This is a genomic window from Vibrio cionasavignyae, from assembly GCF_050337155.1.
Classification (GTDB): Bacteria; Pseudomonadota; Gammaproteobacteria; order Enterobacterales; family Vibrionaceae; genus Vibrio; species Vibrio nomapromontoriensis.
On record NZ_JAKJSR010000010.1, the window covers coordinates 95,723 to 109,039 of the forward strand.

The window sequence follows — 13,317 nt, forward strand, 5'->3', positions numbered from 1 at the left end:
CCCCGGATTACTTGAATTGTTTAAGGAAACGAAGGTCGTTCTCAAAGAACGCACGAAGGTCATTTACGCCGTAACGAAGCATCGTTAGACGCTCTACACCCATACCGAATGCAAAACCAGAGTATTTCTCAGGGTCGATGCCAACAGAGCGAAGTACGTTAGGGTGAACCATGCCACAACCTAGAACTTCTAGCCATTTGCCATCTTTACGTTTCACGTCAACTTCAGCTGAAGGCTCTGTGAACGGGAAGAATGAAGGACGGAAACGCACTTCAACTTCTTCTTCAAAGAAGTTACAAAGGAAATCGTTAAGAATGCCTTTAAGTTGTGCGAAGTTTACGTTCTCGTCCACTAACATACCTTCCACTTGGTGGAACATTGGCGTGTGAGTTTGATCGTAGTCGTTACGGTAAACACGACCCGGAGCAATGAAGCGGAATGGCGGCTTGCCGTTTTCCATCGTACGAATTTGAACACCAGAAGTGTGAGTACGTAGCATTAGATCAGGGTTGAAGAAGAAAGTATCGTGATCAGTACGAGCTGGGTGATCGTCTGCGATGTTTAGTGCATCAAAGTTGTGGAATGCATCTTCAATCTCAGGGCCAGACTCAGTATTAAAACCAAGCTCACCAAAGAACTGTTCGATACGCTCAACAGTGCGAGTCACTGGGTGAAGACCACCGTTCTCAATGCGACGACCTGGTAGGCTCACATCAATAGTTTCTTCAGCAAGTTTCGCTTCAAGCTCTGCGCGCTGTAATTCGTCTTTACGCGCGACAATCGCTTGTTGAACCGCACCTTTCGCTTTGTTGATCTCTTGACCAGCAGTGCGACGCTCTTCCGGTGGTAATTTACCTAGGCTTTGTAGTTGAAGAGTCAGTTCACCCTTCTTACCTAAATACTGAACGCGCACTTCGTCTAGTGCGACTAGCGACTCGGCAGCTTCAATCGCAGCCGTTGCGTTAGCAATAATCTCTTCTAGATGTTGCATCGTATCCTCATCTACCTACTGGTAGTGTTCATAACGGTGTTTTTTGATAGCTGTACATAGTAATCAAACACGCCAGCAAAGCCAAATTGATTTGTAATTTGAACGGGTTACTGGGCAAAAAAAAGCCGTTTTTTGTTAATTCAATACCAAATCACTATTTAATTGGAAAAGTTTTCTTATTTCTAGCGTCATTGGCTGAGCTTTTTGGCACGAATAAACACAAAATTTGGACGGCGAGAAAGGGTTTCAAACGTCTCTGGTGCAACGGATTTCATTTTTATATCCGGTACGCCTTCAGAAAAGCGCTCCATAACAAAGCTACAATCACTTAACGCAGAAAAAATAGACGTAAGTGAGCGACGGAAAAAGCTTACTTCAACTGGCTCTCCCGTGGTGTCCCAGTCTTCTGTGATTTGTTCAACCGCAAAGTAGTTGCTGTTATTGTCAGAGGGATCAAAGTCAATAATCGGATGATGGGTTGAAAACACAAACACCCCCTCTTTCTTCAATACGCGTGATATATCTAAAAATAGAGGTTTAAGGTCTTCCAAATAGTGAATCATAAGCGGGCACACTACAACATCAAACTGCTCGTCGTGCTCTTTTGGTAAACCTATCGATAAGTCTTGCGCATAAGCGTGTACCTGTTCCTTGAGTTTACTGCGCGTAATGGCAACCATTTCTTGCGACGCATCAATTGCTGTAACGCGTGCGCCTTGCTCGGTAAATAATTGCGCATAAATACCCGGACCACACCCCAAGTCCAACACATCTTTATCAGTGACATCACCAATCAGTGCCAATGTTGTTGGGCGTTCGTACAATGCATTATAAGCATTATCTTGAATGGCCTCGTCATACTTAGTCGCATGAACTGTGTACATTTTACCCATCAAATCCTCACTTACTTATGTGACCCGGCGCGAACCATACTAATCGCAACATGTCTTTATGTTGAATACCCGATTCTATTATCGCTTGCGGGTAATGATCGAGGAAAAAATCTTTGACCACTCGGTCTACTCTAAAACCATGGCGTTGATAAAAGGTTAATTGATAGCCAAAGGTTCCCGTTCCCAACTCTACGCGCGTGACGCCTTCTTTTGCCATGCGTTCTAGCGCGGTCGATAACAACTGACTACCTAGCCCTCTCTTCTGCCAGTTAGGGGCTACCGATATATTATAAAGTTCCGCATGTTTTTTATTACCATTCACCCCGATAAAAATCAGAAGTGCGGCCACCGTTTGGTTATTATTCTCTTGGCTATGTTCTCCGTCAGATATTACGAACGCAGTGCAGTCATTGCGATAGCTTTCAATGACCTTACGGTCTGGGTCAGCCTCTAAAAGTAGCTCAATGGGTACGCAAGACCCACTACATCTCCTAACGTCTAACATGCTAAATACATCCTAACTCTACTATTGACTTATCTAGGCACTCTATCACGACCAGGTCATAACATTAACTAATTGAAATACCTTAACCAATTGAATTATCTTAAATTGTGTACTAAGTATTAGTTCAATAACATTAAACCTTCACCCTAGAAGTGAGTCAAATTTCATGACAAATAAGAAAAATAAAGTCTTGGTTCTATACGCACATCCGTCGCCACGTCGGTCTGAAGTTAACGCTCCTATGTACAAAGATGCCTGTGATATTCAGGGCGTAACCGTTGTCGATTTATACTCAGAATACCCGACGTACCATATTGATATTGACCGAGAACAAAAACGGCTAGTCGAACACGATGTCGTTGTTTTCCAGTTCCCACTGTATTGGTATTCTACGCCTTCAATTCTGAAAGAGTGGCAAGATCTTGTCTTGGAATATGGGTTCGCCTACGGACAAGGTGGCACATCCTTGGTTGGAAAGCCTTTTTTTTGTGCCATTTCAGCAGGAGGCAAAGAAGAAGCTTACCAAACCGACGGGTACAACCACTTTACTATTCGCGAGCTGTTACAGCCTCTTGAACAAATGGCGAATCTAACTGGATTCATCTACCTTCCTCCATTGGTATTATTTGGCTCTCGAACAGCCAAAGAAGAACATAGAATTTCCAAGCATAGAGAGCAATGGAAAGCGTTGTTGACCTCTTTAGTTAACGATGAATTTGACATTCAAATAGCCAAACCGTTAGACAAACTCAACCACTACTGGCCAAAAGACTCGGAGCAATCCCTATGACCGGATATTTTTTGCAAGCCTTCATTTACCTATTTGCCGCGGTTATTGCCGTACCCATTGCCAAACGCCTTGGGCTGGGCTCGGTACTGGGGTACTTAATCGCCGGCGTGGTCATTGGGCCCATAATCGGCTTAGTTGGCGAAGAAACCACAACCATTCAGCATTTCGCTGAGTTTGGCGTTGTCATGATGCTTTTCCTTGTCGGCCTTGAGCTAGAACCTAAGATGCTTTGGGCTATGCGACATCGTTTGATCGGACTTGGTGGACTGCAAGTAGGTGGTTCAACAGCGGTCGTCATGACGATCGCAGTACTCATGGGATTATCATGGACGATATCACTCACCATCGGACTTATTTTTGCTCTGTCATCAACCGCAATCGTGCTACAAACCTTCAATGAAAAGGGGCTAACGAAAACAGAAGGCGGAAAGAATGCGTTCTCTGTTTTACTTTTTCAAGATATTGCTGTTATTCCTATGCTAGCTTTCATCCCATTACTTGCCTTGCCAGAGCTTGTCGCACAGGCACAAACAGCCGTTACCGATGCCGCTCAACATCACGAAGAATTTAGTCTGGTCGCAGGTTTACCTGGCTGGGCGTATGGTTCGGTCATCATTATATCTATCGCTATTGTTGTTGTCGGCGGACACTACCTAAGCCGACCACTCTTTCGCTTCGTGGCGTCTTCTGGGCTTCGTGAGATTTTCACTGCTACAGCTTTAATGCTGGTTATCGGTATCGCAGCGTTGATGAGTTTAGTGGGCCTTTCTCCCGCATTGGGCACCTTTCTTGCCGGCGTTGTATTAGCGAATAGTGAGTTTAGGCACGAATTAGAATCGAATATTGACCCATTTAAAGGGCTATTATTAGGGTTGTTTTTTATCACCGTAGGCGCTGGTATAAATTTTGGTATTCTATTTGACGACATTGCGCTCATTCTCGCGCTGACCTTCGGCGTGATGGCCATTAAAGCAGCTGCCCTCTACGGGTTAGCCTTGATCTTCAAAATCAAAGGCAGTGACCGTTGGTTGTTTACTCTCAGCCTTGCTCAAGCCGGTGAATTTGGGTTTGTCTTGTTGAGTTTTTCCGTACAAAATCACGTATTACCCACCGACATTGCGCAGATATTGTCACTGGTTGTCGCGCTCTCCATGTTTTTAACACCAGCACTTTTCATTTTCTTCGACAAAGTCATTTTGCCGAAATTTGAAAAAGACACCAATGATCGCGAAGAAGATACCATTGATGAACAAGGTAGCGTTGTTATTGCGGGGATCGGCCGCTTTGGTCAGATTGTAAATCGATTGCTTGTCGCCAATAATGTCAACACGGTCGTCTTAGATATTCGCGCAGAACAAGTCGACCTGATGCGGCAAATTGAAACTAAGTCTTTCTTTGGTGACGCCACTAAACCGGACATGTTACACACAGCAAAACTAGAAGAAGCCAAGCTGTTTGTTATTGCTATGGACAACTATGAGGCCAGCGTCGAACTTGTAAAATACGTCAAACATACGTACCCTCACGTCAAAGTATTAGTTCGAGCTTATGATAGAGGCCATGGCTATCGTTTGAGACAGGCTGGCGCCGACTATATCGAGTCAGAAACCTATCACTCAGCTCTCGAGCTTGGCTCAAAAGCCATGCGCTGCCTTGGTTTTCATCCGTTCTTTGTGGAACAACAAAAAACCATCTATAAAACCATTGAAAATAAACACTCGGATACCTTATACAATGGCTGGACCAACGTGGCCGAGGGAGCACGATATGACAACAACTATCGCCAGCTTTTCATGGAGTTGGAAGATCTAATTAAAGACGCCATGAAAGTTGACCGGAACGACAAACATTCTCGAGAACGTGGATGGACACCGCCTCCTAAAGGTTATGCCGACGATTTAAACGAATCAAAAGACTTTTGATTCCACAAGAAGCGGGTAGTAATACTCGCTTCTTGGACACACTAATAAAAGAAGATAACGTGAATACAGACACCAAAAACCTCGCTCAACAACTTTTCAAAATGACACTCCCGATGGTTTTGGGCGTTCTCTCCCTGATGAGCTTTCAACTTGTAGATAGTGCTTTTATTGGTCAACTCGGTGTTTTACCTCTTGCTGCCCAAGGTTTTACCCTACCCATGCAGATGGTGATCATTGGTATTCAGGTTGGTCTAGGCATTGCAACTACCGCCATTATTTCCCGCGCCTTAGGGGCAGATAATCCACGCTATGCTCAACAACTCGGCGGTCTCATTTTACTGTTTGGTAGCCTTGGTGTCAGTGCGATTGGCATCCTGATTTGGCTCTTGCGCTACCCTATTTTGGCCATGTTGAGTGCCCCTGAATCTGTCTATCCCGTAATAGACAGCTACTGGCCATTTTGGCTGTTGAGCTCGTGGGTTGGTGCAGTACTGTATTTCTATTACAGCGTTTGTCGCTCCAACGGCAACACCGTTTTACCCGGCATGATGATGATGGTCACAAGCCTAGTTAACTTAGCGCTTGACCCACTGTTCATTTTTACCTTTGACATGGGCATCAATGGCGCCGCGATCGCGACTATCGTCGCTTTTGGTGTTGGGATTCTTGTGGTCGCACCGAAAGTTATGAGGAAACAATGGGCAACTTTTGATTGGAGTGATCTCAACATTGTCACCAGCCTCAAGTCTATTTGGAGCATTATGGCGCCAGCGATGGTAAGCCAGCTGTTGCCACCTCTGTCATCCATGCTCGCCACTAAATTATTGGCCACTTTTGGTACGGCTGCTGTTGCGGCATGGGCGGTCGGGTCTCGTTATGAGTTTTTCGCTATTGTAACGGTACTTGCATTAACCATGTCGATGCCGCCAATGGTCGGCAAATTATTAGGCAGAAAGAACCTGCAAGACATCAAAAAACTTGTCAACATCGCTGTTATCTATATTTTGGCATTTCAATTTCTGGTTGCTATCGCCACCTTTATTTTTGCGCAACCTTTAGCGCAGTTAATGACGAGCGAAGATAACGTATATCGAGTTCTGCATTATCACTTACTCCTTGTCCCATTTAGTTTAGGTCCGCTTGGTGTATGTATGTTAATGGTGTCAATTTCAAACGCACTAGGTAAAGCAAAAACCGCACTGACTATCTCGACGCTACGACTATTTGCCTTCTTCTTACCTTGCTTATGGATAGGCTCTCAACTCGGTGGCATCCAAGGACTCTTTTACGGGGCCTTTATTGGCAACATTTTAGCTGGTCTAAGCGCATGGCTGACTTACAGTTATTCGGTGAAACAGCTCGAGCGGACACTCGCGCAACCGCAATCTTAGGTTTATTTTGTCATTATTCATCGACAATCATCATGTTCTCACAAACTGCGAACACTCAAACCACTATGATTGAGTAAACACCCTTACCAATAGGAACCGGTTATGAAGCGTACCTTATCCACACTACTTGCAGCACTTTGTTTGGCAAGTGTCAGTTTTAATGGACTTGCAACAGAGCGTGCCCAACAAGGCTGGCAGCTCATTGAACAAGGTGCAATGCTTGTGGACGTCAGAACACCACAAGAATTCGCCGACGGTCATATAGACAACTCGGTCAACTATCCTTTATCTGAGATTGAAAAGCACTTTAGTCACGTTGATAAGTCAACATCGATCGTTTTATATTGCCGTAGTGGTAACCGCTCCGGGCAAGCCTATCGCTATTTGCAATCACAAGGGTTTACCCAGCTTCATAACGCAGGTGGCCTCGAGGAAATGCTGGCACAAAAACAAGACTAATTTACGCATTTTTACATCAACATTTTTATCATCAGCCTAAGTCACAAGGGACCGTGTTTTCGAGTGACTTAGCACGTTAATATTCAACTGCTTTAGCTACTCAACTGCTTTACCCGCTCATCACCTCTCTTTTCACAAACACCGAATTACTTCCCTGACCACAATATCAACAGACTGGATTATACAACCCCCTCACTACACTTATCTCATTTTGCATTGTTATTACGTTACGTTGTTGCGTTGAAGTTCTATTAGGTGAGTTTCTATCAGGTGAATGGTGAGTTGGCACAAAATGGTAATCCTTAATATTCCAGCTCGTTATGATACACCCCAACGAACAGGAGCCCAGCAATGACCTACCGCGATTTTCAAAATACTGACGCATATAAACTACTTCTTGGTACCAACCAACTAATAACAACAGTCGGAATATTTACTTTTACCGCTTTAAAAGCCACAGCAAAATTACTGATTTGGGCTATCAAAAAAACGTATTTCTGGATCGCTAAGCGATAGTTGTAATTAGACTAATCAATATAGGAAAACGAATGAAGAGCAAATTTCTACTCTTGCTAACATTGGCTGTTGGTAGTGCGGTTTCAACGCTTGTCGTGGCGGGACAAACTATCATCGACCAACAGTCGGCTTTGCAAACCGACATAGAAAAACTGGCAAGCCATGCGGTACTAAATCGCTTTGAAGAAAGCATCATCCACAGGAAAAACTCTGCGATCAGGCACAACATCGCGGAGTCCCTAACAGACGACGTCGCGGATGAACGCATCCAACAAATAGTGACGAATCAACTGTTCTTTATGCAGACTCTGCTAGATGCAAATGAGCAAGAACTCAAACGACTCTCCGTTTTATCAAAGAAGGGTGATACCACCACACGAGATGAAATCCAATTCGCAATACAAAAACGTATTAAAACAATGGACGAGTACTACGCCGAGTTATCACAAACGATATCATGGGGCAAAAAACTCGGTCTTGATACTCAAAAAGCAGAAGCATCCCTCGAAAAAGATTTGGCATCAAGGGCTGAATTTCTCTATAACAGTGTCCTATTCCTCGACAGCCAACTTGAAGACACACGAGAACGCTTAACCTATACGTCAGAGGGCGACAAAGCCGCGTTAGAAGAACAGGCTATTCGTACCTCTGCGCAGATCAATCTATTTATTCTAAGTCTGGAATCGAGTATTTCTTTACTTGAAAATTATGGCGTAGACACGACCGAATATAAACAACTGTTATTTACCGTTACCGGCGACATCAGCACAGACGTGCTTGATTTGAGTGTTCTGATGGGATTGGTGAGTGAATGGGTTACCGCATTTAAAAACTGGGCGATGGAGCATACCCCATCATTTATTGTGAAAGTATTCGTGTTCGTCGTCATCTTATGGCTGTCGCGTTCATTCGCAAAAATTGTAGGCAAAGCGGTACGAAAAAGTGTCAGTCATTCAACAATGAAGTTCAGTATTTTGATGCAAGACTTCTTTGTTTCCATCGCTCAAAAAGGCGTAACTGCGCTTGGATTACTGATCGCACTTTCACAACTCGGCATCGAGCTGGGTCCCTTATTGACAGGTTTCGGAGTCGCGGGTGTCATTATTGGTTTTGCTCTGCAAGATACGCTATCCAATTTTGCATCTGGGATGATGATTCTTATTTACCGCCCGTTTGATGTAGGTGACTTAGTCAACGTTGCTGGGACATCCGGCACCGTTAATCATATGAGTTTAGTATCAACCACAATACGAACCGTCGACAATCAACGATTAGTGATTCCAAACAATAAGATTTGGGGAGACACCATCAACAATATCACCGCAGAAAAAACACGGAGAGTTGATATGACTTTTGGGATTGGTTATAGCGATGATATCGACCAAGCTAAAGCAATCTTCAATGAGATACTATCGCAGCACCCTAAAGTCCTAACATCACCTGCACCAATGATATATGTCCATACATTAAATGAAAGTTCCGTCGATTTCATAGTACGCCCGTGGGTAAACACCGAAGACTACTGGGATGTGTACTGGGAAGTCACTGAAAGTGTTAAGAAGAGTCTAGATAGCAACGGGATTAGTATTCCGTTCCCACAACGAGATGTTCATATATACCAACACAATGCTGAACATTCCACAGAGTTATCAAGCAAAATGAAGCTAGATGCCGTCAATAAACAACTAGCATAATAATTCCCCCACTATCACTGCTCTAACAGGCCATGTAATATTTGGTTCAAAATAGTGATGGTGGGAAAGCTATTCACGCAACGTAAAAATTTAGTCCACGTAGCTACGATATGACAAGCAACCATACTCAATAGCACCAATACACCAAGCAATCACTGAGCGATAAAGTATTTTCATTGTGAATAAGTAAATTATATACTTAACAACCGATTTGGATTTAATATTCAGTAAGTTAACATTGTATTATATCAAATTAGCGTTAATATTAAGCGTAACGTCGAATCCAAACCATGGAAGGAATCATTGGAATTGAGCAACAAGCCCTATCGTTTTCTTGAAGTACTCGCCATACTGTTGGTCAGCACTTGGATTTTACTCCAAGCCCCTCAAGCAGCGGCAAACGAGCTCAAAAAAACGTATGTCGTTGCGGCTCATAAGCACGATTTTTTAGCACGATTTATCTTCTCCACTATCGAACAACATACCGATGTCACGTTCAAGTATTTAGACTACCCGATATTTAGTGAACGACTTAGTGCTGTAGAGAACAAAGAACTCGATTTTGTTGCCAATATTACGTTCACACAAAGCAGAGCAAGTCGCTTTGCCTTTTCTCCCCCCACCAATATAGAGCCAACTTACGTATTTAGTATTGACGGACAGTCTTTCGATAATCTTGGCACCATTGGCACCACCATGGGCACGGCATTTACTGATATTATTCAAAAGTATTACCCTGATAAAAGAGTGTTGGATTTTAATGATAACAATGTTGCCTTTGATGCTATCAATGCAGGGTATATCGATGGGTTTATTGGCACCTTCCTACAGCTAGAAGACTTTCTAAATGCTGGCTTTAAACCCGTACTAATCAACGATCAAGTCACCATTCCCCCAGTGTCGCTTATCACAAACAAGGCCGAAAATATTTCATTGCTCAATCTATTTAGCGATATTATTTTACAAGAGCACGTACAAAAACAATTAAGACAGTACATTGAAAATTACATCAACGATATTGCAATTAACCAACTTAAACAAAAAATCAAGACATCGAACTTAGACTTAAGTAAACCTATAACTATCTACTTAAACCCGCGCCAACCTTACGTATTCTCAGGTTCAGAAGGGCAACCGGAAGGCATTGCAGTGGATTTTGCCAAAGAGATATGTACGCTGAATATGCTTACCTGTGCGTTTAACTATGACCCAAATGAATCATGGTCTACCAGCATTGAAAAGCTCAAACAAGGTGACAGAGATGTGACGACCCCTATCGCATCTTCAAGAGATCGCAAGTCTTTCGCGTATTTTAGTCGACCATTTGACTCTATCGATGGCGTGATAGCAAAACGAATTGGCTATAAAGAAGAAGTGCACAAACACATCTCTGAACTCTTTGCTGAAAAAATCGGGGTCGTCAAAAACGACATATTCGCTCTAATCACCCAGCGCTTACTTCCAAATAAAGTTCTCACTTATTACTCTGATACCCCAGCGATGTTAGCCGGATTAGCGAATAAGGAGATAAATTATGCCGTTACCAATAGAGTAACACTGAACAAAATGTTATTCGATGAGCAGGTATCGAATATCATTGAAGATCGATATTTCTATCCTTTTTACAGTTCTAAGCTTAGCTTCGGTTTCCCTAGAACAGAGCGAGGCGAAGCTCTCATGCAGCTATTTAATCGTACACTTGACTTCATTGATGCCGACAGCATTAGCAAGCGCTACCTACCGCCGGCGAACTGGCGCGAACTGCATGAAAAAGAACAAGAAAGGCAGCGTTTAGATGTGATCATCGCGTTACTTGTATTGCTGGTATTGGTTTGCGTATTTTTCTGGTTAGTTACCCATTCGCGCGCGAATCGAGATGCTTTAACCAAGCTTAAAAACCGTCACGCTTTAAACCGTATTAGAAAACAAGCGTTAGGCAAAGGCAATTATCTCATCTATATTGACCTAAACAAATTTAAACACATTAATGATACCTACGGGCACAATGTCGGTGACCAAGTATTACGCTGTTATACTAAACGTCTTAATCAAACGATTAAAGGAGATATCTATCGTATTGGTGGTGACGAGTTTGTCGCAATCAGTAACCTTTCAGGTAAGCACCTTGATGATATTTTGCCTAACTTAGAAGCCTTTGAGTTTCTAGTTAGAGGAAAGGAAACAACACTTGCACTATCCGCATCTATTGGCGTATTTCTACCCGATACCAGTAACCTAAGCATCAAACAATTACTTATTTACACTGATTTTGCGATGTACGAAGCAAAAAATGACGAGCAAAAGCAAAGCGTTGTAGTAGATAAACAAAAGCTCACAGAACTCATCGCGATACACGAGCCTATGCTTCGCAGTCGACGAACACCTACGCCCTCTTCAGCACAAGACGCGAATATGTCACCACACTCCTAATGCTATTGTCTGTTTTAACACAATAGTTACAGGGTAACTCACTTTTGCATTGTGCTCGTTTATAAAAACTCATTTTACAATAAAGCTATTTCGTGAAAATTCAGGCATAGTCGTCATTTGTTTAGTACTGGTGAATATTTCACCTTAAAACCTATCACCGAAAATATATGTTGTCCTAATGTCAGCGTAAGTGAGCTCCTGCTCTTCCTAACAAGGAATAATCCGTCATGTTGTTTAATCCACTACTGAATCAACCCCGTATTCATTGACGTTTTTTACCATCCATTGTGGCGTTGCAACTCACCTGTTGCGTAACGCTTAGTTAGGTAAAAAATGAAATAGGATGAATAATAATGACGAATAAACATTGGTCAAAATTTCAGCTTTTGCATGATGTCGTGCAAAACGAAAACATTGAGATTAAAGGTAAACACAGCTATTACAGTGATTGTTGGGATAACGGCTTCGAAGAATCCGTAATTCGATACTTACACGGTGATGCAGTCAGCAAGAAGTGGGATCCGCGTTGGGCGATAGACAAGCTTTACATCGGTGACTATGTCTGTATTGCAGCAGAAGCAATCATTCTTATGGGCGGGAATCATAACCACCGATCAGACTGGTTTTGCCTCTACCCATTTATGGAAGACATAGAGCAGTCATACCAAAGTAAAGGACCAACAAGAATACACGATGCCGTTTGGTTGGGAATGCGCTGCATGATAATGCCCGGAGTCACTATTGGTGAAGGTGCCATTGTCGCCGCCAACAGCGTAGTCACCAAAGATGTCGAACCCTATAGCGTTGTAGCAGGCTCACCTGCCACTCACGTAAAATATCGTTTTGATACTGATACGATTAATACTCTGCTATCGCTAAACATTTACAATTGGCCTGAAGAAAAATTTATGGCTCTCAGACCCTACTTATGTAGCGCCGACCTCACTCACCTGCAACAAGCTAATGATGACTACGATCTCGCATGCTCGAAGTAATTCGCTAATGTAGGCAAGAGCCGTTCGCTCTTTGTTTCTTTTCCACTGAACAACGCACTGATTTCTTTTACCAATCAGTGCGTTTGTTGTACCAGTAATTGCGGCAGCCAAAGTCGCTAACTTGGTCGGTACTTAATTGAACATGTGATTAATTAAATGAGACAAGGGGATACACACTAGTTATCGAAATTTGCGTTAACATCAATGTTGCCCTTTCCAAAACAAGTTATATTTTTATCCATAGAAACGGCAACTTCAATCACCATGCAAAAATCAGATATTCAACAAACAATTGAAAGCTTTACATCCATTGAGCAAGCATTAGAGTACTTTGACATTGGCTTTGATAGTCGTTTTATCGCGGCAAATCGCCTTCAACTCATTAAACGCTTTAATGGGTACTTACTGTTGGAAAAACCAGACGATTGGTTCTCTGCCAGACGAGCGCTGAAAAACGCATACTGTAAAGTGCAGCGCAGCCTGTTAGATAAACATACTCGCTCAGCTTGTAGAGGCTGTACCTCTTGCCAAAGAAGGTAAGTCTGAGACAACTAGATACCTCAGCGAAGATTCCTAGCGTTATTAATCATGCCAGTCGCGATGAGCAATAAAAAATCAGCCTCAATATCCCCGGAATTTCAGGCTATTAAAGCTGATTTAGCAGCGGTTAGGCGCTTAGTGAGTTCGAGAGACTAAAACTTCACCACTTTTGCTTTTACCGCAACGCCTAA

The 13,317-nt window shown here is 42.9% G+C and carries 11 protein-coding genes; 8 read left to right on the forward strand and 3 right to left on the reverse strand.

Features of this window, described 5'->3' with window-relative positions:
• Positions 1 to 7: 7 nt before the first annotated feature.
• The 3 genes from pheS to L4D74_RS03665 all read right to left on the reverse strand — a co-directional run bounded on the left by pheS (position 8) and on the right by L4D74_RS03665 (position 2,389).
• Positions 8 to 991, reverse strand: coding sequence for a phenylalanine--tRNA ligase subunit alpha (gene pheS / locus L4D74_RS03655; protein ID WP_265672917.1), 984 nt, complete (start codon positions 989 to 991; stop codon positions 8 to 10).
• A 188-nt stretch (positions 992 to 1,179) separates the two neighbouring features.
• Positions 1,180 to 1,884 carry a class I SAM-dependent DNA methyltransferase gene (locus tag L4D74_RS03660; RefSeq protein WP_428750765.1) on the reverse strand — a complete coding sequence of 235 codons (705 nt, stop codon included), beginning with the start codon at positions 1,882 to 1,884 and terminating at the stop codon, positions 1,180 to 1,182.
• A gap of 7 nt (positions 1,885 to 1,891) precedes the next feature.
• On the reverse strand, positions 1,892 to 2,389 hold the full coding sequence (locus tag L4D74_RS03665; RefSeq protein WP_428750766.1) for a GNAT family N-acetyltransferase: 498 nt from the start codon (positions 2,387 to 2,389) through the stop codon (positions 1,892 to 1,894).
• Between the two features lie 166 nt (positions 2,390 to 2,555).
• Between L4D74_RS03665 and L4D74_RS03670 the strand changes: the two genes are divergently transcribed.
• From L4D74_RS03670 to L4D74_RS03705, 8 genes are all read left to right on the forward strand, one after another.
• Entirely contained in the window at positions 2,556 to 3,179 is a 624-nt protein-coding gene (locus L4D74_RS03670; protein WP_428750767.1) for an NAD(P)H-dependent oxidoreductase, read from the forward strand.
• Positions 3,176 to 5,101 carry a monovalent cation:proton antiporter-2 (CPA2) family protein gene (locus tag L4D74_RS03675; RefSeq protein ID WP_428750768.1) on the forward strand — a complete coding sequence of 642 codons (1,926 nt, stop codon included), beginning with the start codon at positions 3,176 to 3,178 and terminating at the stop codon, positions 5,099 to 5,101. The genes L4D74_RS03670 and L4D74_RS03675 overlap by 4 nt, the downstream gene beginning before the upstream one ends.
• Positions 5,102 to 5,202: 101 nt before the next feature.
• Entirely contained in the window at positions 5,203 to 6,492 is a 1,290-nt protein-coding gene (locus L4D74_RS03680) for an MATE family efflux transporter (protein ID WP_428751160.1), read from the forward strand.
• A 102-nt stretch (positions 6,493 to 6,594) separates the two neighbouring features.
• Entirely contained in the window at positions 6,595 to 6,951 is a 357-nt protein-coding gene (locus tag L4D74_RS03685) for a rhodanese-like domain-containing protein (protein ID WP_428750769.1), read from the forward strand.
• 548 nt (positions 6,952 to 7,499) lie between these two features.
• Entirely contained in the window at positions 7,500 to 9,161 is a 1,662-nt protein-coding gene (locus L4D74_RS03690) for a mechanosensitive ion channel family protein (RefSeq protein WP_428750770.1), read from the forward strand.
• Between the two features lie 309 nt (positions 9,162 to 9,470).
• Positions 9,471 to 11,591 (forward strand): diguanylate cyclase domain-containing protein, encoded by a 2,121-nt coding sequence (locus tag L4D74_RS03695; protein WP_428750771.1) that lies wholly within the window; start codon positions 9,471 to 9,473, stop codon positions 11,589 to 11,591.
• A gap of 353 nt (positions 11,592 to 11,944) precedes the next feature.
• The gene (locus tag L4D74_RS03700) at positions 11,945 to 12,586 is read left to right on the forward strand and encodes a CatB-related O-acetyltransferase (RefSeq protein WP_428750772.1); all 642 of its coding nucleotides are present in this window, start codon (positions 11,945 to 11,947) and stop codon (positions 12,584 to 12,586) included.
• A 264-nt stretch (positions 12,587 to 12,850) separates the two neighbouring features.
• Positions 12,851 to 13,126 (forward strand): nitrogenase-stabilizing/protective protein NifW, encoded by a 276-nt coding sequence (locus L4D74_RS03705; protein WP_428750773.1) that lies wholly within the window; start codon positions 12,851 to 12,853, stop codon positions 13,124 to 13,126.
• Positions 13,127 to 13,317 lie beyond the last annotated feature (191 nt).

Coding starts and splice junctions, on each gene's coding strand:
- pheS (WP_265672917.1), bottom strand. CDS start 991: ATGCAACATCTAGAAGAGATTATTGCTAACGCAACGGCTGCGATTGAA.
- L4D74_RS03660 (WP_428750765.1), bottom strand. CDS start 1,884: ATGGGTAAAATGTACACAGTTCATGCGACTAAGTATGACGAGGCCATT.
- L4D74_RS03665 (WP_428750766.1), bottom strand. CDS start 2,389: ATGTTAGACGTTAGGAGATGTAGTGGGTCTTGCGTACCCATTGAGCTA.
- L4D74_RS03670 (WP_428750767.1), top strand. CDS start 2,556: ATGACAAATAAGAAAAATAAAGTCTTGGTTCTATACGCACATCCGTCG.
- L4D74_RS03675 (WP_428750768.1), top strand. CDS start 3,176: ATGACCGGATATTTTTTGCAAGCCTTCATTTACCTATTTGCCGCGGTT.
- L4D74_RS03680 (WP_428751160.1), top strand. CDS start 5,203: ATGACACTCCCGATGGTTTTGGGCGTTCTCTCCCTGATGAGCTTTCAA.
- L4D74_RS03685 (WP_428750769.1), top strand. CDS start 6,595: ATGAAGCGTACCTTATCCACACTACTTGCAGCACTTTGTTTGGCAAGT.
- L4D74_RS03690 (WP_428750770.1), top strand. CDS start 7,500: ATGAAGAGCAAATTTCTACTCTTGCTAACATTGGCTGTTGGTAGTGCG.
- L4D74_RS03700 (WP_428750772.1), top strand. CDS start 11,945: ATGACGAATAAACATTGGTCAAAATTTCAGCTTTTGCATGATGTCGTG.
- L4D74_RS03705 (WP_428750773.1), top strand. CDS start 12,851: ATGCAAAAATCAGATATTCAACAAACAATTGAAAGCTTTACATCCATT.